20 protein-coding genes are annotated in these 18,372 nt (G+C 69.6%); 14 read left to right on the top strand and 6 right to left on the bottom strand.

Annotation, left to right across the window (positions count from 1 at the left end):
* Nucleotides 1–87 precede the first annotated feature (87 nt).
* Nucleotides 88–810: a flavodoxin family protein gene (locus DDZ18_RS12110; RefSeq protein ID WP_109253813.1), complete on the top strand. Its 723-nt coding sequence runs from the start codon at nt 88–90 to the stop codon at nt 808–810.
* On the opposite strand, the gene DDZ18_RS12105 is transcribed toward DDZ18_RS12110, so the two are convergent.
* From DDZ18_RS12105 to DDZ18_RS12090, 4 genes are all read right to left on the bottom strand, one after another.
* Nucleotides 807–2,555 (bottom strand): patatin-like phospholipase family protein, encoded by a 1,749-nt coding sequence (locus tag DDZ18_RS12105; RefSeq protein ID WP_109253663.1) that lies wholly within the window; start codon nt 2,553–2,555, stop codon nt 807–809. The genes DDZ18_RS12110 and DDZ18_RS12105 overlap by 4 nt on opposite strands.
* An 87-nt stretch (nt 2,556–2,642) precedes the next feature.
* A complete protein-coding gene (locus DDZ18_RS12100) occupies nt 2,643–3,002 on the bottom strand; it encodes a GFA family protein (RefSeq protein WP_109253662.1) in 360 nt (119 codons plus the stop codon).
* Nucleotides 3,003–3,005: 3 nt separating this feature from the next.
* Nucleotides 3,006–3,842, bottom strand: coding sequence for an enoyl-CoA hydratase-related protein (locus DDZ18_RS12095; RefSeq protein WP_109253661.1), 837 nt, complete (start codon nt 3,840–3,842; stop codon nt 3,006–3,008).
* Nucleotides 3,843–3,913: 71 nt separating this feature from the next.
* Nucleotides 3,914–4,714, bottom strand: a complete 801-nt coding sequence (locus DDZ18_RS12090) for a DUF5694 domain-containing protein (RefSeq protein WP_146190671.1) — start codon at nt 4,712–4,714, stop codon at nt 3,914–3,916.
* Nucleotides 4,715–4,846: 132 nt separating this feature from the next.
* On the opposite strand from DDZ18_RS12090, the gene DDZ18_RS12085 reads away from it, so the two are divergent.
* The 7 genes from DDZ18_RS12085 (at nt 4,847) to DDZ18_RS12055 (ending at nt 10,598) form a co-directional block, all read left to right on the top strand.
* Complete coding sequence (locus DDZ18_RS12085) at nt 4,847–6,454, top strand: carboxyl transferase domain-containing protein (protein ID WP_109253659.1); 1,608 nt, start codon at nt 4,847–4,849, stop codon at nt 6,452–6,454.
* Nucleotides 6,455–6,558: 104 nt separating this feature from the next.
* Nucleotides 6,559–7,095 (top strand): YybH family protein, encoded by a 537-nt coding sequence (locus tag DDZ18_RS12080; RefSeq protein WP_109253658.1) that lies wholly within the window; start codon nt 6,559–6,561, stop codon nt 7,093–7,095.
* A 222-nt stretch (nt 7,096–7,317) separates the two neighbouring features.
* Nucleotides 7,318–7,902, top strand: a complete 585-nt coding sequence (locus DDZ18_RS12075; protein ID WP_109253657.1) for an NAD(P)H-dependent oxidoreductase — start codon at nt 7,318–7,320, stop codon at nt 7,900–7,902.
* 74 nt (nt 7,903–7,976) lie between these two features.
* Entirely contained in the window at nt 7,977–8,297 is a 321-nt protein-coding gene (locus DDZ18_RS12070; RefSeq protein WP_233245831.1) for a hypothetical protein, read from the top strand.
* A gap of 118 nt (nt 8,298–8,415) precedes the next feature.
* Nucleotides 8,416–8,793, top strand: coding sequence for a hypothetical protein (locus tag DDZ18_RS12065; protein WP_109253656.1), 378 nt, complete (start codon nt 8,416–8,418; stop codon nt 8,791–8,793).
* 131 nt (nt 8,794–8,924) lie between these two features.
* Nucleotides 8,925–9,722: an enoyl-CoA hydratase-related protein gene (locus DDZ18_RS12060; protein ID WP_109253655.1), complete on the top strand. Its 798-nt coding sequence runs from the start codon at nt 8,925–8,927 to the stop codon at nt 9,720–9,722.
* Between the two features lie 6 nt (nt 9,723–9,728).
* On the top strand, nt 9,729–10,598 hold the full coding sequence (locus DDZ18_RS12055) for a DUF817 domain-containing protein (protein WP_109253654.1): 870 nt from the start codon (nt 9,729–9,731) through the stop codon (nt 10,596–10,598).
* Between the two features lie 21 nt (nt 10,599–10,619).
* Here the strand turns inward: DDZ18_RS12055 and DDZ18_RS12050 are convergent, their stop codons facing one another.
* Complete coding sequence (locus DDZ18_RS12050; RefSeq protein ID WP_109253653.1) at nt 10,620–11,567, bottom strand: amidohydrolase family protein; 948 nt, start codon at nt 11,565–11,567, stop codon at nt 10,620–10,622.
* Nucleotides 11,568–11,717: 150 nt separating this feature from the next.
* Between DDZ18_RS12050 and DDZ18_RS12045 the strand changes: the two genes are divergently transcribed.
* From DDZ18_RS12045 to DDZ18_RS12035, 3 genes are all read left to right on the top strand, one after another.
* Nucleotides 11,718–13,724 (top strand): acetyl/propionyl/methylcrotonyl-CoA carboxylase subunit alpha, encoded by a 2,007-nt coding sequence (locus tag DDZ18_RS12045; protein ID WP_109253652.1) that lies wholly within the window; start codon nt 11,718–11,720, stop codon nt 13,722–13,724.
* Between the two features lie 70 nt (nt 13,725–13,794).
* Entirely contained in the window at nt 13,795–14,700 is a 906-nt protein-coding gene (locus DDZ18_RS12040; protein WP_109253651.1) for a hypothetical protein, read from the top strand.
* A 46-nt stretch (nt 14,701–14,746) separates the two neighbouring features.
* Complete coding sequence (locus DDZ18_RS12035; RefSeq protein ID WP_109253650.1) at nt 14,747–15,163, top strand: DUF1489 family protein; 417 nt, start codon at nt 14,747–14,749, stop codon at nt 15,161–15,163.
* Nucleotides 15,164–15,305: 142 nt separating this feature from the next.
* Here the strand turns inward: DDZ18_RS12035 and panC are convergent, their stop codons facing one another.
* On the bottom strand, nt 15,306–16,163 hold the full coding sequence (gene panC / locus DDZ18_RS12030; RefSeq protein WP_109253649.1) for a pantoate--beta-alanine ligase: 858 nt from the start codon (nt 16,161–16,163) through the stop codon (nt 15,306–15,308).
* 94 nt (nt 16,164–16,257) lie between these two features.
* Between panC and DDZ18_RS12025 the strand changes: the two genes are divergently transcribed.
* From DDZ18_RS12025 to DDZ18_RS12015, 3 genes are all read left to right on the top strand, one after another.
* Nucleotides 16,258–16,902, top strand: coding sequence for an SPOR domain-containing protein (locus tag DDZ18_RS12025; protein ID WP_158272156.1), 645 nt, complete (start codon nt 16,258–16,260; stop codon nt 16,900–16,902).
* A gap of 97 nt (nt 16,903–16,999) precedes the next feature.
* Nucleotides 17,000–17,884: a division plane positioning ATPase MipZ gene (locus DDZ18_RS12020; RefSeq protein ID WP_109253648.1), complete on the top strand. Its 885-nt coding sequence runs from the start codon at nt 17,000–17,002 to the stop codon at nt 17,882–17,884.
* Nucleotides 17,885–17,899: 15 nt separating this feature from the next.
* Nucleotides 17,900–18,370, top strand: a complete 471-nt coding sequence (locus tag DDZ18_RS12015; protein ID WP_109253647.1) for a J domain-containing protein — start codon at nt 17,900–17,902, stop codon at nt 18,368–18,370.
* Nucleotides 18,371–18,372 lie beyond the last annotated feature (2 nt).

The following is an 18,372-nucleotide window of genomic DNA, read 5'->3' as shown; positions in this document are numbered from 1 at the left end:
GCCTATCCTGTCCGGGTTGCACGGCGGAGATAGAGCGAGCGCATGGTTCTGGGACTGTTCAGGCGCGGCGAGAAGGAGGGCGAACCGATGGCTTCCGACGACCGAAAGGCGCGTTACGACGATCTGTGCGCCTTGTTCATCAACACCACGCTCAAGCGCTCGCCGGAGACCTCGAATACGGACGCGCTGATGCGCGTGCCCGCGGCGATCATGGAGACGAACGGCGTCGCGGTGGAGCATGTCCGCTTGGTCGACCATCACGTCGCCAACGGCGTCTATCCCGACATGACCGAGCACGGCTGGGACCGGGACGACTGGCCCGAGCTCTGGCCGAAGGTCGCCGCCGCCGACATCCTCGTCGTCGGCACGCCGATCTGGCTGGGCGAGGAGAGTTCGGTCTGCCGGGTCCTCATAGAGCGCCTCTACGCCCATTCCGGCGAGCGCAACGCGCAGGGCCAGTACATCTTCTACGGCAAGACCGGGGGCTGCGTCGTCACCGGCAACGAGGACGGCATCAAGCACTGCGCGATGACCGTGCTCTACGCGCTCCAGCACATCGGCTACGCCATCCCGCCGCAGGCCGACGCGGGCTGGATCGGCGAGGCCGGACCCGGCAAGTCCTACGCCGACGAGGGCTCCGGCGGGCCGGAGAACGACTTCACCCAGCGCAACGCGACCTTCATGGCGTGGAACCTGATGCACATGGCCCGGCTCCTGAAGGACGCCGGCGGGATGCCCGCCCACGGCAATCAGGCGACGCTGTGGGCCGAGGGCCAGCGCTTCGATCACCCCAATCCGGAGTACCGCTAGGACTCCGGCGCGCTCGGCTTCAGGCGGGCCAGCGTGTCGGGGTCGGCGGTCTTGAGCAGCTGTGTCGCGGCCTCGTAGCCGGCCTCGACGGCCTCGTCGAAGCGCCGCCATTCCCTGAGATCGAGATCGAGTTCGGGCAGGACGAGCATGTCCACGGCGTCGCGCGTCTCCTCGTGCTGCTGCAGCGTGCCCACCGTCGCGGTTCGCATGAGCAGCGAGGCGATCGGCGGGGGGTCGGCCAGGCCGTGCTTCATCACCCAGCCGAAGAAGCCCGGCGGGTCGACGAAGTCCGACGGCGTCAGGCCGATATTGCGCGTGACGTCGCAGCCGACATTGAAGCCGCGATGCATGGCGCGCATCTCGTTGGCGGGGAAATTGGTGAACACCGCGCCGTCGACGAGCACGTCGTCGCCCTCGATGACCGGCGGCAGCAGGCCGGGAATGGCGATCGAGGCGCGCAGCGCGTCGCGCAGCCGGCCGGTGCGGTGCACGCGCGTCGAGCCGTCCTTCAGATTCGACGACACGCAGAAGAAGGGGCGGTTGAGGTCGGGGATCTCGACATCGCCGAAATGCCGGGCGAGGCGGCGATTGACCTTCTTGCCCTGTGCCATCGAGATGACCGGCAGGGTCCAGTCATTGAGCGGGCTGGATTCGACGAAGGCGTCGCGCAGACGATCCTCGAGTTCGTTCTGGTCCCAGCCCATCGCGATGCCGGCCGCGACGATGCCGCCCATCGAGGCGCCCCCGAGAAAGTCGAAGACGACGCCGTGATCCATGAAGGCGCGCACCGCGCCGAGATGGGCGTAGGCGCGGCTGCCGCCGCCCGACAGCACCAGCCCGACCGACATGCCCGCCGCGGTGCGGGCGAGATGGTCGACATCGGCCTCATTGTTCTGGCGGAGATGAAAGCAGCGCGCCGCATCGGCCGCGGCGACCCAGTCGCCTGAGGGCGCGCCGGGACGGTCGCCGCCGTGATGGACCATGACGACGTCGATCAGCTTGAGCTTCGCCGCCGGGGACGGGTCCTCGGGCATGAGCGGCCGCGAGGGGTGGGCGTCGGCGCGAGCCAGAAGCCAGATCCGGTCGGCCCGGCCCATCGCCCGGCGCGCCCAGTTGGCGTCGGCCATCTTCGCACACAGGAAGACGACGTCATGCTCGGCCTCGAGCTCGTCCAGCCGCGGACCGGGCCAGTCGGCGCACTCCTCGCCGGCGACGACGGAGGTCTTGCCGAGCTTGGCCAGCGCCTTCTGCATCGCCTCGGCGCGCACCGCCATGTCGATCGTCGGGCTGGTGGCGATGCAGGCGAAGACCTTCGGCTCCGAGCCACGGCGCAGCTGATGGCCCCTGAGCCGGTAGAGCATCATCCGCGCCAGCTCGCGCATCAGCGAGGAATGCTGGCGCGTCAGGCGCTGGAAGGTCGCCTTGGGCAGGCGCACGAGTTCCGAGTCGCGCAGCGCGTAGACGCTGGCCGAATGCGGCCGGTCCTCGACCAGCGCCATCTCGCCGATCGGTTCGCCCTGTCGGATATGGCCGACGAGCTCCGGCCGGCCGTCGGCGCCGGTGCGGAAGGCCGCGAGCGCGCCGGAACGGACGAGATAGAAGGCGTCGGCGGGCTCGCCGGCCTCGAACAGCGTCCGGCCCGCGGGCAGGCAGAACCACTCGACCTCGTGCTCGACGGCCTTGATCGTCGCCTTCTCGATTCGGTTGAGGAAGGGCAGGCGGGAGAGGCCTAGATCGAACACCATGTCGGGACGAGAGCCTTCGTCGAGACCGTCATGCGCGCGCCTCGGCCGCGCCGCCACAATTTCGAAGGGTGAGGCCAGCCGTCCGTCTCAGTCAAGAAAGCTCCAGCTCTCGGCGCCGTCGAAGGTGCGTATGCGGAGCCCGGCGATCGCGTCGGGCTCGGCCATCAGCGCGTTCACGGCCATGCGCGGATGATCGGCCGGCTCGAGGCTCTCCCAGTGGGTGGTGCACCCGCAGCGCGCGCAGCTGACGAAGGCGAGGGTGCGGTCGCCGCGCGCGTATCGGACGACCGCATCCGGCGCGTAATCGGTCGCGACGTCGGCGCTGTCGGCGTGCGCCCACAGCGCGCCGGCGCGCCGGCAGTAGGAGCAGGTGCACCGGGTCAGCCAGTCCGGCGGCGCGCGCAGCGTCCAGGACACCGCTCCGCAGGCGCAGCTCCCGACGAGCATGGCTCAGTCCGTCATTCGCTTGACGGGCGCCAGCGGCGCGTACTCGCCGTCGCGATCCTCGCCGCGGGCGGTCATCGCCTCGCGGATATCGTCGGGATTCCACAGGCTCGCCTGCAGCGTCATGGCGTGCTCCAGGCTGTCGGCGACGGCGTGGTCGCGCGCGTAGAGGAAGGAGCGCTTGGTCCCGGAAACCGCCAGAGGCGGCCGCGAGGCGATGCGCCGGGCGACGGCGTCGACATGGTCGCGCAGCGCGTCTTCGTCCTCCAGCACGGCGTTGAGCAGGCCGAGCTTTTCGGCGCGCTCGGGCGACAGCGTCTCGCCGGTGTAGGCCAATTCGCGCGCCACGCCTTCGGGGATCAGCTTGGGCAGGCGCTGCAGCGTGCCGACATCGGCGAACATGCCGATATTGGTCTCCTCGATCCTCAGCCACGCCGCCTGCGTCGCATAGCGCAGATCGCACGCCGCGATCATGTCCACCCCGCCGCCGACGCAGGGTCCCTGCATGGCGGCGATAACGGGAAAGCGCGCCCGTTCGAAGGCGGTGAAGGCGTCCTGCAGCGCCAGCGCGGCGGTCATGAAGGCCTCGCGGCGCGGCGCGGTCTCCGTGCCGAGCGCCTCGGGATCGGCGAACACGGAAACGTCCATGCCCGCGGTGAAGACCGGGCCCTCGGCGTCGAGGATCAGCACGCGGGTCTCGCCGGCGTCGGACAGCGCCTGAACCGCCCGGGGCAGCTCGCGCCAGAAGGCGCGGTTCATTGCGTTGCGCTTGTCCGGGCGGTTCAGGGTGAGGCGGGCGATCGGCCCGCCCGCCGACAGTCGGAAGCTCTCGTATCGGGACATTGGACGCGCCTTTCCGCCCGCGGGGTCAGCCTTGGAGGACTGTCCCGCGAGCGGCGGCGCGCTTCAAGTCGTTACTCCTCGAGATACGGGATCGGATCGACGATCTCGAACTCGCGAGCCTGGTCGAAATACTGCTCGAGCAGGAATTTGTGTCCCGAACCGAAGATGATCAGGACGCGGTCGCCTTCCTCGGCGTGCTGGGCGGCGCGCGCGAAGATGACCATGTTGCGGCCCCACCAATCGGCCATCTGATGGGCGCCCTCGGGCGCCTCGGTCGTCCCCATCTGGGCGAGCGTCATGTAGAGGTCGTGCAGCTCGCCCATCTCGGGCCGGTTCATCGCGATCAGCCGCTCCGGCACCTCGAGATCCTCGGTCTCGGCGATGAACGCCTCGATCTCGGCGGTGGCGGCCTGGAAGTCGGCGATCAGCCGGTCCTGGCCGGCGTTCTGGGCCGCGCCCATCATGGCGTCGAAATCCATGCTGCTGCGGTAGTCGATCGCGTAGAGCCGGTCATGGCCCAGGCGGGCGGCCAGACGCATGCCGAGCTGCTGGCGCTCGTTCACCGTCATCTCGTGTTCGCCGTCGAGATAGGCCTGGTAGCTCGCGTTGAAGTCGGCCTCGTGCTCCGGGGAGAGCTCGATCATGATCTTGGTCGGGGCCCAGGCCGCGATGCGTTCCACCGTCTCCTCGATCTGGGCCTGGCGCGTCGGCGACAGGAAATCGTCGACCTCGGCGTTGACGTAATCGGATCCGCCGCCGGTGAAGTGGAAGGTGCCCAGCACCATCACCTCGGCGAAGGAGTCGGTCTCCTGCGCGGCGGCGGCCGGCGCGAGGAGGGCGAGGGCCGCCAGCGCGGCGTTCAATCTGGACATGGTAGGCTCCGTTTCGGCTTCGATCGTTCAGACCGTTGATGCCCGAAGGCCTGTATTCGGATGCAGGAGCGTTGCGCGCGCAAGTCCCGCCGGGTTAATCAGCACGTCCCCGCCCGTCACCGGAACCCGCCCATGAGACAGCTCACCACCGCGCTCGACCCCGAGTCCGACGCCTTCGTGGCGAACGCCCGGCGCATGGGCGAACTCGTCGACGAGCTCCGCGAGAAGACCGAGACCGCCGCGCAGGGCGGTTCGGAGCGTGCGCGCAAGAAGCATCTCGATCGCGGCAAGCTGTTGCCGCGCGAGCGCGTGCAGCGCCTGCTCGATCCGGGTTCGGCCTTTCTCGAGCTGTCGCCTCTGGCGGCGAACGAGATGTACGAGGGCGACGTCCACGGCGCGGGCATGATCACCGGCGTCGGCCGGGTCTCGGGCCGCGAAGTCATGATCGTGTGCAACGACGCCACGGTGAAGGGCGGCACCTACTACCCGATGACGGTCAAGAAGCATCTCCGCGCCCAGGAGATCGCCCGCGAGAACAAGCTGCCCTGCGTCTATCTCGTCGATTCCGGCGGGGCGAACTTGCCCCACCAGGCCGAGGTCTTTCCCGACCGGGACCATTTCGGCCGCATCTTCTACAATCAGGCCACGCTGTCCTCGGAGGGAATCCCGCAGATCGCCTCGGTGATGGGCTCGTGCACGGCCGGCGGCGCCTACGTGCCGGCGATGTCCGACGAGACCGTGATCGTGAGAAAGCAGGGCACGATCTTCCTCGGCGGCCCGCCGCTGGTGAAGGCCGCCACCGGCGAGGTGATCTCGGCGGAGGATCTCGGCGGTGCCGACGTCCACGCCCGCGAGTCCGGCGTCGTCGACCATTACGCCGCCAATGACGACCACGCCCTGCAGACAGTCCGGCGCGTCGTCGCCAATCTCAACACCCGCAAGCGCGTCGAGCTCGATTGCGTCGAGCCGCGCGAACCGGCCGTCGATCCCGACACGATCGGGGGCGTGATCCCCGAGGACACGCGCAGCCCCTACGATGTGCGCGAGATCATCGCCCGGCTTGTGGACAACTCGGAATTCGACGAGTTCAAGCAGCTTTACGGCGAAACGCTGGTGTGCGGCTTCGCCCATCTCTACGGCATGCCCGTGGGCATCGTCGCCAATAACGGGGTGCTGTTTTCCGAAAGCGCGCTCAAGGGCGCGCACTTCATCGAGCTGTGCAGCCAGCGCGGGATCCCGCTGCTTTTCCTGCAGAACATCACCGGCTTCATGGTCGGCTCGAAATACGAGGCCGGCGGCATCGCCAAGGACGGCGCCAAGCTGGTCACGGCGGTGTCGTGCGCGAAGGTGCCGAAGATCACGGTGATCATCGGGGGCTCCTACGGGGCGGGCAATTACGGCATGTGCGGGCGCGCCTTCGGGCCGCGCTTCCTGTTCATGTGGCCCAATGCGCGGATTTCCGTGATGGGCGGCGAGCAGGCCGCCAGCGTGCTGGCCACCGTCAAGCGCGACGGCATGGAGGCGCGCGGCGAGGACTGGCCCGAGGCCGACGAGGAAGCCTTCAAGGCCCCGATCCGGGAAAAGTACGAGACCGAGGGCTCGCCCTACTACTCGACCGCGCGGCTGTGGGACGACGGCGTCATCGCGCCCGAGGACACCCGCCGCGTCGTCGCGCTGGCCCTGTCGGCGTGTCTCAACGCGCCGATCGAGGAGACGAAGTTCGGCGTGTTCCGGATGTAGGTCCGTCGGCTTTCGCCGGGGGCGCTGGTTTCCGATGCGGTCGGGATGTTAACCTCTGCGTGTCGCGCCCGCACGTGCGGGCGTAGGCTGGGGAGGATTATCGCATGGGCCGGATGAGGACGATGCTGGCGGCCTGCGCGCTCGCCTGCCTGAGCAGCGCGCACGCCGACCAGCCGACCGAGGAGTCCGCGATTCGGGCGCGCGCCGACGCCTGGATGGAGGCGATGGAGGCCAAGGACGCCGACACGCTCGACGCGGTGATGGCGGAGGAATATGCGCTCCAGATTCTCGGCGGACCGAACGCCCGCGTGCCGCGCGCGGAGTGGATCGAGAACGCCACTTCGAGCGACTGGGTCCATCACGGGTTCAGGCGGCCGCACGTGACCGTTCACGACGACGTGGCCGTGATGGTCTCGAGCTACGCCTACAAGAGTCCCTGGCGGCCGCCGCTGCCGCCGACCCCGACGCGTTCGCTGGTCATCGATATCTGGGAACAGCAAGGCGGCGAGTGGCGGGTCGTCAGGCGCTACGCCGGCCTCCCGCGGTCGATGTTCTGGACGGGCGGCGTCCTGCTGGTCGTGCTGAGCGGGCTCGTCTTCGGAACGCTCGGCTGGCTGCTGGGCCGTCGCCGGCGAGGCTGATCGGCTGCGCCTCGGGATGAGCCACCCGGCACCTTGCTGGGGTTCGCCGCACGCGTGAGGCGGCCGGCCCGCCATGCAGCCCTCGGCGCTGACACCCCGTTCTGTTCTTCGCGCGGGCCTGATGGTCCGAATGCGGCTCGGCCGCGCCCGGCTGCCCCGATAGCGCTCTCCGCGCGCCGGGCTTCATGGTAGTCTCGGGACGTCCGCCCCGGAGAGCCCCTCATGTCCTGCTCCATCTGCGTCATCAACGGCCATCCCGATCCGGCGCCGGAGCGGTTCTGCTTCGCGCTAGCCGACGCCTACGAGAACGCCGCCCGCGAGGCCGGGCACACGGTCCGCCGGATCGACGTGGGCGCGGTCGATCTCGAGTTCCTCGTTCACCCGAAAGAGCTGGAGACGCCGCCCGACGATGCGATCACCGCCGAGCGCGAGAAGATCGCGGCGGCCGATCACGTCGTGCTGATCTACCCGCTCTGGCTCGGAACCATGCCCGCCAGGCTCAAGGCCTTTCTCGAGCAGGTCGCCCGCGACGGCTTCTTCATCGGGCCCGGCGTCTCGGAATCGAGCTGGCCGGCCAAGAAGATGAAGGGCAAGTCGGCGCGCATCATCGTTACGATGGGCATGCCCGGCTTCGCCTATCGTCTTTTCTTCGGAGGCCATTCGCTCAAGGGCCTGGAGAAGGGAATCTTCGGCATCGCCGGCTTCAAGCCTGTGCGCGACACGATCTTCGGCCTGGTCGAGAGCGGGCCGGAGCGGCGCGCCCGCATGCTGGAAAAGACCGCCGCGCTCGGCCGCGCCGGGCGCTGAATCGCCCGCGCCGGGCTTGCCAAGCCCCGCGCGCCTCGACGATGCTGGGCGCTCACGCGCGCATCGGGGGGGCGATGATGGACGCGGTCGAACCGGTTCTCGAATTTCTCCGGCGGGGCTTCGACGAAGTGAACGCCGTACAGGGCCTGCTGATCGCGGCGGCCGCCGCGCTGCTGCTGCCGAACTGGCGGCGCCTGCCCGTTTTCGTGCTCGGCGCGACGGCGGCGCACATCGCCATCGACGTCTTTGCGCCGGCGATCGCCGGCGAGGCGGCGTTCCGCCTGCCGCCGCTGCTCGAAGCCGGCTTCTGGCGCACGACGGCGAGCCTGCTGGCGGGCTATCTCGTCGTCATTCCGGTGCTCGCGCTCGCCAAGCGCCTCGTGCTGCGACGCTAAATCCGCACGAGCGCGCCGGATTCGGAAAGTTACCCGGATTTCGTTTGATTTTTTTTAACTTTTTGGCAGGGTTCGGCTATCGTTGGGGCTGAAGCCTTCAAGTTGGAGGGGACTTGATATGGAATTTGTCGATCAGATTCAGACTTACGCCGCGCCTGTGTGGGCGTGGCTCGTCGCCGGCGCCGAGGCGCATTCGCTCGGGGCTGTCGAAGGCGAGATCAACTGGATGCATCTCGGCGTCCAGATGGGCGTCATCGGGCTGATCATGGCGCTGCTGATGCAGGAATTCGGCGCGATCCTGATCTTCACCGTCGTGGGCGTGATCGTTCACGTCGTCGTCGACCAGGTGATTCCGATGGTGCGCGACGGCGCGTCCTTCGTGATGCCGCCGGTGGGCGATCAGCTGTACTGGCAGTACCTGGCCTTCGCCGCGGTCATCTACCTCGTCGGCATCACTGTGCTGTACATTATCAAGCGCATTCTCTTCCGGGGCTGATCTCCGGAAGACCGCCGCGTAAAGGCCGCCGACGGTTTCCGTCGGCGGTTTTCGCGCGTCCATGCTTGGCCTGAGCCTCTTGGCGCCCTAAGCAGCCGGTCAGAGAGATCGCGCAAACGCAGAGGCGAGCCATGGCCGACACTCAGGACGTGCTTCTCGACGTGACCCCCGGCGGCGCCGCGGTGATCACGCTCAATCGACCCGACAAGCACAACGCCTTCAACGCCGACGTCGTCGCGCGGCTGTCCGACATTTGCGAGACGCTGCGGGCGAGCGCCGACGAAGCGCGCATCGTGTTCATCCGCGGGGCGGGCAAGAGCTTCTCCGCCGGGGCCGATCTCGAGTGGATGCAAGCCGCCGCCGACTGGACGCACGAGGACAATGTCAACGACGCGCTGGGTCTCGCGCGCATGCTCCACCGGCTCTACGACCTGCCGCAGACGACCGTGGCGCTCGTCCAGGGCGCGGCGATGGGCGGCGGCGCCGGGCTGATGGCCGCCTGCGACGTCGCCGTCGCCGTCAAGGACGCGAAGATCCGGTTCTCCGAGGTCCGGCTGGGTCTCACCCCGGCGACCATCTCGCCCTTCGTCGTGCGCGCGATCGGGCCGCGCTGGGCGCGCGCGCTGTTCGCCACCGGGGAGAGCTTCGACGGCGCCTTCGCCGAGAAGATCGGGCTGGCTCAGTACACCGTCGACAAGGTCGAGGACCTCGACGACATGATGGAGCATCTCGGCAAGCTGGCCTTCCACGCCGCGCCGGGCGCGGTCGCCGACGCCAAGCGTCTGGTCGACGACATCGTCGAGAAGGAGATCGACGACGGGCTCATGCGCGACACGGCCCATCGCATCGCCGACCGGCGCGTTTCCGACGAGGGCCGCGAGGGGCTGGCGAGCTTCCTGGAGAAGCGCAAGCCGCGCTGGGCGGAGTAGGGCGCCTTGCCGGACGGGCGTCTCGCCGGCCTCGAGACCTGGCTCCACACGCGTCGCGAGGCGCTGCGCGGCTGGTTCGTCCGCGGCCCGGTCACGCTTGCCGTCTTCGAATTCGTCGCCTTCGGGATCAAGCAGGGCTGGGCGTGCCTGTTCGGCGGGCTGATGCTCGCCCTGCTGCTCGGCACCTTCCTCGTCTATCCCGACGACGCCGCGCTCGCGCGCTACGATTTCCTGACGCTGTCGGCGGTGGCCATCCAGGTCGCCATGATCGCGACCCGGCTGGAGAGCTGGGAGGAGGTCCGCGTAATCGCCGTCTTCCATCTCGTCGGCACGGCGATGGAGATCTTCAAGGTCCACGCCGGCAGCTGGGTCTATCCCGAGGTCGACGCCGCGGTTCTCGCCGTCGCCGGCGTGCCGCTCTTCTCCGGCTTCATGTACGCCAGCGTGGGCAGCTATCTCGCCCGCGTCTGGCGATTGTTCGAGTTCCAATACGACCGCTTCCCGCCGCTCTGGCTGCAGGGCCTGCTGGCCGCGGCGATCTATGTGAACTTCTTCACGCACCACTTCACCGTCGATGTCAGGCTGGCGCTGTTCGCCGCCAGCGCGGCGATCTATGGCCCGGCGGTCGTGTGGTTCCGGCCCGACCGCGCCCATCGCCCGATGCCGCTGCTGATCGGGCTGGTGCTGGTGGCGCTATTCATCTGGATCGCCGAGAACATCGGCACCTTCGCGCGGGCCTGGACCTATCCCGACCAGGACGGAGCGTGGACGCCGGTCTCGCTCGCCAAGCTCGGATCGTGGTACCTGCTGATGATCATCAGCTTCGTCCTCGTCGCCGCCGTCCACCGCGCCAGCCCGCCTGACCGCTCGACGTAACCGGGCGACAGGCTGCGCGGTTCAGCGGCGCGCCCGCAACTCGGGGGCGAAGAAGCGGCGGGCGTTGCCGCCGAGAATTCCCGCGAGCTGGTCGTCGGTCAGGAAATCGAAGCTGCGATAGCGTTCAATGACCGGACCGAGCGGGAAGTTGTCCGTGCCCATCATGATCCGGTCGGCGTGGCCGCGCTCGACGAATGTCCGCAGCGTCGCCGCGTGCGCGGGCTTGGGCGGAACCGTGTTGAGTACCGTCATGTCGACATAGACGTTCTCGTAGTCGTCGAGCAGGGCGAGCGTCTCTTCGTTATAGACCTCCCCGCCGACCGGAGCGTCTGGCATGCCGGCGTGCTGAAGCCAGATCCGCAAGTCGGGGTGGCGCTCCAGCACCGGGCGCAGGGCGCGCGGATCGCCGAGCGCCGGGTCGAAATCCGGACAGCATCCTTCGGGTCGCGAGGGCGAGCCCGGCGGCGGACCCGGGTTGATGTGAACCGCCACCGGTATGTCCAGCTCCGCCGCCAGAGCCCAGTACGGCGCCATGCGCGGATCGTCCGGAGCGATCCCGGCGTAGACGAAGGTCAGTTCGCCCATCACCGAGAACGTCCCGCGCTCGTACTGGTCGCGGAGCCATTCCATCTCGGGGAAGGCTTGATCGTTCCATTCGCAGCGGTCCCACTCGCCCGATTCGTCCCGCCAGCAGGGGAACATCGGGCCGGCGAGAAAGCGGTCCGGCGCGACGCGGACCCAGTCCTCGATATCGGACGCCTCGAAGAGGTGAAGGGCGGCGAGGTCCACGCCGTTGCGGTCCATGCTCTCGAGAACGCGTTCGCGCACCGCCGCATCGTCCTCCCATATCTGCGCGGCGTGCAGATGGGCGTCGATCATCGGGCGCGGCTCGGCGGCGCGTTGAGCGCATGACGCCGTGGAAATCGCGGCGAGCAGGGCGGCGGCGGTCCGCAAGGGTTGCATCGGCATTCTGTCCTCCCCAGTGCGGAGACCCACCTAGCATTTCGAGGCGCCGCCGGGCAAAGCGGGGCCGGCGTCTCCGGCCAGGACGATAGGTTTTACCTTCGCGCCGCAGATGGGCTATGACCGCCGGAACTTCCCGTCGACCCGGATAGCGACATGATCGAGACGCTTCTCATCGCCAATCGCGGCGAGATCGCCCGCCGCGTGATGCGCACCGCAAGGCGCATGGGCGTGCGCACGGTGGCGGTCTATTCCGACGCCGACGCCGACGCGCCGCACGTGCGCGAGGCCGACGAGGCGGTTCATATCGGCCCGTCGCCGGCGCGCGAGAGCTATCTGCTGGCCGAGAAGATCATCGAGGCGGCGAAACAGACCGGCGCCGACGCCATCCATCCCGGCTACGGCTTCCTGTCGGAGAACGCCGAGTTCGCGCGCAAGTGCGCGGCCAATGACATCATCTTCGTCGGCCCGTCGCCCGAGGCGATCGAGGCGATGGGGCTGAAGGACCGCGCCAAGAAGCTGATGGAAGACGCCGGCGTGCCGGTCACGCCGGGCTATCACGGCGAGGACCAGGACCCGGCCTTCCTGAAGAAGGAGGCCGGCCGCATCGGCTTTCCCGTCCTGATCAAGGCCGTCGCCGGCGGCGGCGGCAAGGGCATGCGCAAGGTCGAGGCGCTCAAGGAGTTCGACGCCGCGCTGGACAGCTGCAAGCGCGAGGCGGCCTCGAGCTTCGGCGACGAGCGCGTCCTGCTGGAGAAGTTCATCGAGAACCCGCGCCATATCGAGGTGCAGGTCTTCGGCGACTCGCGCGGCCGCGCGGTGCATTTCTTCGAGCGCGACTGCTCGCTGCAGCGCCGTCACCAGAAGGTGATCGAGGAGGCCCCCGCCCCGGACATGACGCCCGCCGTCCGTGCGGCGATGTGTTCCGCGGCGGTGCGCGCCGCCAAGGCCGTCGACTATGTCGGCGCGGGCACGATCGAGTTCATCGTCGACGGCTCCGGGCCGCTCCGCGAGGACGGCTTCTTCTTCATGGAGATGAACACGCGGCTGCAGGTCGAGCACCCGGTGACCGAGGCGATCACGGGCTTCGACCTGGTCGAGCTCCAGCTCAAGGTCGCCGCCGGCGGATCCGTGCCCGAGCAGGACCAGATCGCGATCCATGGCTGCGCCGTCGAGGCGCGGCTCTACGCCGAGGACCCCGCCACGGGTTTCCTGCCTTCGACCGGGCCGTTGCATCGGCTCGAACTGCCCGAACATGACGAGGACATGCGCGTGGATTCCGGGGTCGAGGAGGGCGGCGAGGTCTCGCTGCACTACGACCCGATGATCGCCAAGATCATCGCCCACGGCGACTCCCGCGAGGCGGCGATCGACCGGCTGGTCGAGGCGATCGACGACGAGGTGCGCGTCTATCCGGTGCGCACCAACGCCGGCTTCTTGCGCCGCGCGCTCGACCATCCCGCCTTCCGGGCCGGCGAGGTCGACACCCGCTTCATCGACGCCCGGCTCGAGGAGCTCGCCCCGGCCGGCGCGCCCGCGCTGCACCACGTCGCCGCGGCGCTCGCCTGGATGGATGGGGGGCCGTTCGCCACGCCGGCGGCCGATCCCTGGAGCCTCGCCGACGGCTATCGCGTCAACGGCCCGGCCCGCCTGATCACCGGCTTCGCCGGCGAGGAGGGGCGCGTCGAGGTGGCGCTCGTCCGCGAGGGCCGCGATCTGGTCGCCGAGATCGACGGCGAGCCGCTCAGGCTCGAGCGCGTCGCCTGCGACTTCGCCGGCGGGAGCGGCGGTCTCGAGGCCTGGCTCGACGACGGCGCGGTCGCCGTCGATGTCGAGGCCTATGAGGGCGGCTTCCTCGTCTCGGCGCGCGGCGACACGGTGCTGCTCAAACGCTTCAATGCGGAGGCCGCCGCCGAGGGCCTCGCAGCCGGCGATGCGGTGAAGGCGCCGATGCCCGGCAAGGTGCTGTCGGTCTCGGTGAAGCCCGGCGACAGCGTCGAGAAGGGCCAGACCCTGGTCGTTCTGGAAGCCATGAAGATGGAGCAGTCGCTCGGCGCGCCGCGGGACGGACGCGTCGAAACGGTCCACGCCGAGCCCGGCGCGCAGGTCGGCGACGGCGACCTCCTGGTGGTGCTCGCCGAGGAGTCCGACGCAGCCGCCTGAGCGGCATGGTTTCTGCTCCGTTGCAGGACGAACGCCCCTGGAGGCGTCCCGTTTTGCGACGGAGACGGAGATGACGGATCTCGTGATCACCCATTGGACGGCCGAGAATCGCGGCGAATTCCGGCGCGGCGTCACCGCGGCGCGCCACCGGCTCAATCAGGCGCAGGAGTTCACCGACTTCGCGCTGGCCGAGCTGATCGAGCGTCATCCCGGCGATCTGCTGGAGATCCGCCGCAAGGGCGGCGAGGGCGGAGCCGCGCCCGTGAAACCCGGCGACGGCATGGATCTGCTGGACGCGGTCCGGAGCGGGCGCGCCTGCATCCAGCTGCGCGAGGCGATGAGCCGCGACGCGGCCTACAAGCCGATGTTCGAGTCCCTGATCGCCCAGCTGCGCCGGCTCAATCCGGGACTCCACGTCTTCGGCGGCTCGGCCGACATCCTGATCTCGGGACCGGGCGCGCACCTGGCCTATCGCGCGGACTTTCCCGAGGTGAGCCTGTTCCAGGTCAAGGGCCGCCAGCGCGTCTTCGTCTATCCGCCCTATGCGCCCTGGCTCGACGAGCGCAAGCTTGAGCGCGCGCTGCTCGGCGCGGAGGATGACGAGACCGCGCCGCCGCCCGAATGGGAGATCGAGGCCGCGGTGCGCGATCTCGAGGGCGGAACGCTGCTGTCCTGGCCGCTCAACGCGCCGTATTGCGCCGAGACGCTGGCCGATCTCAACGTCTCGGTCGTGCTCAAGATGGATACGTTCGAGTCGGTGATGCGCACCGGCGTGCTGCACGCCAACGCGCTGCTGCGCCGGATCGGCTATTCGCCGCGTTCGAGCGGGGGAACCGGGCTCGGCGCGATGATCAAGCTGGCGATCTCGCAATCCTGGCGTCTGGGGACCGCGATCGCGCGGCGTCCGGCGGCGCGGCCCGCCCCGGTGTTCGAGACCGCAACCGAACGCGATATGGGCGAGCACGCGACCGCCTGAGCGGCGCGCTTTGACCGGCGCCCTGAGTCGTCATATCTCCGGGCCCATGCCGCTTCACCTGATCAAGCTGTGCGTCGGCGCGGATTCCATCGAGGATCTCGAGGCCTGGCGCGACACGACCGCGCCGGGCGGCGGGCCGATGTCGCACACGACGCGGATGTTTCCCAAGCGCAGGGACGCGCTCCTCGACGGCGGCTCGCTCTACTGGGTGATCAAGCGCATCGTCCAGGTGCGCCAGCGCATCCTCGACCTCGAGGAGGTCGTCGGCGAGGACGGGATCAGGCGCTGCCGCATCTGGCTCGATCCCGAGATCGTGCGCACCAATCCCTCGCCGAAGCGGCCCTTCCAGGGCTGGCGCTATCTCGAGCCGCACGAGGCGCCCGGCGACCTCACGGCCGCGAGCGGCGGCGAGGACCTGCCCGACGAGCTGCGCCGCAAGCTCATCGAGCTGGGGGCGTGGTGACCGTTCTGAGAACATCTTGAACGCACCCCACCCCGACCCTCCCCTCGAGGGGAGGGGGATTCCGTCGGCGCAGATTCCGACGCTGGTGCGTCGAAGAACGAAGGCCTGGCTCCCTCCCCTTGGGGGAGGGCCGGGGTGGGGGTCATACAGCCATGTTGTCGATGAGGCGGACATCGCCCAGCCGCACCGCGGCCAGCACCCGGGCGGGCCGGTCGACCGGCCCGGGCGGAAGTTCAGCGAGGGTCTCGGCGTCGCGGGCCTCGACATAGTCGACCGCGTCGAACGCCTCTCCGGCGGCTGCGCGCGCCGTCTTGATGGCGTCGTCGACCGGCGTCCCGGACGCCAGCGCCTCGGCCAGCTCCTTCAGGATCACGTTCAGTCGCGCGGCGCGCGTGCGATCGGCGGCGTCGAGATAGGCGTTGCGCGAGGACAGGGCGAGGCCGTCAGGCTCGCGCACCGTTGCGCCCGCCGCGATCTCGACGCCCAGATCGAGATCGGCGGCGAGCCGGCGCACGACGAGGAGCTGCTGGTAGTCCTTCTCTCCGAACACGGCGACGTCCGGGCGGACCTGGTTGAGGAGCTTGGCCACGACCGTGGCCACGCCGGCGAAGAAGTGCGGGCGGGCTTCGCTCTCCAGGCCCTCCGCGGGGCCCGCGACCGAGACTGTCGTGGCGAAGCCTTCGGGATACATCTCGCGCGCGGTCGGGGCGTAGAGCAGGTGGCAGCCCGCCTCGGCGAGCTTCGCCGCATCGGCGTCGAGCGTGCGCGGATAGCTGTCGAAGTCCTCGCCGGGCGCGAACTGGGTCGGATTGACGAAGACGCTGGCGATGACGCGGTCGGCGCGTTCGAGCGCATCGGAGACCAGCGCCAGGTGCCCGGCGTGCAGCGCCCCCATCGTCGGCACGAAGCCGATGCGCCGGCCTTCGGCGCGCCAGCTCGCGATCCGCGTGCTGAGATCGGCGACCGTGTGGACGGCGGGCAGGGGGGTGTCGGCGGACATCGGCTTCGGGGTGACTCCGGGCGGGCGGCGACGCAAGCTAGCCGCGCGCCGTTCGGGGAGGCAAGCGCGCGCGACTCGCGCTAGGAGCCGGTTCATGCGTCGTTTCATGCTGATAGCCGCCGCGCTCGCGGTCACGGGATGCGCCTCGGGGTCGCTTTCGGAGGAGACCGAACCGTCTTCGGCGAGCGCCGCCACGCCCGCCGCGCGCCAGGCGCTGGCGCTCGCCGGAATGCTCGAGGCGCGCGCGAGCCGCTCGCCGGACGATCTTGATCGTGCGCGAACCGAAATGACGGCGCTGGAACGCGCGCTGACCGCCGCCCCGGAGGCGGCCGAACCGATGCAGACGGCCGCCGCGCCGGCGCCGACCGAGCCTGCGCCCGCGCGCCGGCCCGCGGCGATCCGCCCGACGCTGGAGGTCGACGGCCCGCCGCCGCCCGCGCCGGATCTCGAGGGCTCGGCGAGTCTGCTCTACGCCATCCACTTGGCGTCCTATCGCGGCGTCGAGACGCTCGAGGCCGGCTGGAGCCAGCTGCGCGCGGCCCACCCTGAACTCGCCGAGCTCAGGCCGCGCATGGCGCGCGTCGATCTCGGCGAGCGCGGCGTCTTCCTGCGCCTGAAGGCCGGGCCGTTCGACACGGCCGAGGCCGCCCAGGCGGCGTGCCGGCGGATCGGCGCGTCGGAGGACTGGTGCGCGACGGCGGATTTCACCGGCGAACCCCTTGCCGACTCAGGCGAATGAGCCTCATCTAGGTCGCGGGCGCCGGGGGGATTCGCGCGCGTCCGATCCTTATTTCCGACCGCAACCGGGCGCGTTCCGCCCGGCGGATGAGTGAGTGATGACGCAATCGGCCGATATCGAAATTCCGCGATCCGCGCCCGTCGCCGAGACGCCCGCGCGCAACGCCCATCTCATCGTCGTGGGCAACGAGAAGGGCGGGGCGGGCAAGTCCACCGTCGCCATCCATCTCGCGATCGCGCTGATGCGCATGGACAAGCGCGTCGGCCTCGTGGATCTCGACCTGCGCCAGGCGACGCTGACGCGCTATCTCGAGAACCGCCGGCAGTGGACGGCGAGCCGCGGCGTCGAGCTGCCCTATCCCCTGGTTCACGAACTCACGCCGAGCCAGGCGCGCGATCTCGACGCCGCCGAGATGGAGGAGCTCGAAGCCTGGGCGGACTGTCTCGACGCGCTCAAGCCGGAGTGCGACTTCATCATCGTCGACGCGCCCGGCGGCGACACGCATCTCTCGCGGCTGGCGCACGCCTCGGCCGACACCATCATCACGCCGGTCAATGACAGCTTCATCGACTTCGCCCTGCTCGCCGAGGTCGATCCCGAGACCTTCGATGTCGGCCGGCCGAGCCTCTACTCGGAGCTGGTCTGGAACTGCCGCAAGCAGAAGGCCGCGCGCGAGCGGACCTCGATCGACTGGGTCGTCATGCGCAACCGGATCTCGACGCTCGACGCGCGCAACAAGCGCCGCGTGGGCGAGGGGCTGCGCAAGCTGTCCGAGCGCGTCGGCTTCCGGCTGTCGCCGGGCTTCTCCGAGCGCGTCATCTATCGCGAGCTGTTTCCGGCGGGCCTGACCCTGCTCGACCTCACCGAGACCGGATCGCGCGTCCAGTTCACGATGAGCCATGTCGCCGCGCGCCAGGAGTTGCGCGATCTGCTGATCGTGCTGAAACTCCCCGGGCTGGAGGGGGCGTCCTTCCCCTTCTGATCCCGTCGGGACGCCATGAGCCTGATCCTGCCGCTTCTCGCCGCACTCGCCGCCATGCTGGCGGTGGGCTGGGCGTTCTCGCGCATGGAGCGCCGCAACGCCGCGCAGTCCGCTCGCTGGGCGCTCGGCGTCGGGGGCGTGCTGCTCGGCGTGCTGCTGACCGTTCGCGGCCTCGCCGTTCTCGGCGCGCCGATGATCGCCGCCGCGCTGGGTCTGCTCGGCGTGGCGCTGCGGGGCGGGCGGCGGCGCGGGGGTGACGACGGCGCTGAAGGCGGAGGGGAGCGAACGCGCACGCAATCGTCCCGCGGGGGCATGAGCGTGCGCGAGGCCCGCGAGGTGCTCGGCGTCGGGCCCGACGCCGGCGAGGACGAGATCCGCGCGGCTTACCGCACATTGATGAAGCAGGTTCATCCCGATGCGGGCGGCACGGACGCGCTCGCCGCGCGGGTGCGCGAAGCCTACGACGTGCTCACGAAAGCGAAGTAGCG

This window comes from Marinicauda salina, assembly GCF_003122085.1.
In the GTDB taxonomy this organism is placed as follows: domain Bacteria; phylum Pseudomonadota; class Alphaproteobacteria; order Caulobacterales; family Maricaulaceae; genus Maricicauda_A; species Maricicauda_A salina.
The sequence above is the reverse complement of the archived record's forward strand: the minus strand, read 5'-3'. Positions and strand labels throughout refer to the sequence as shown.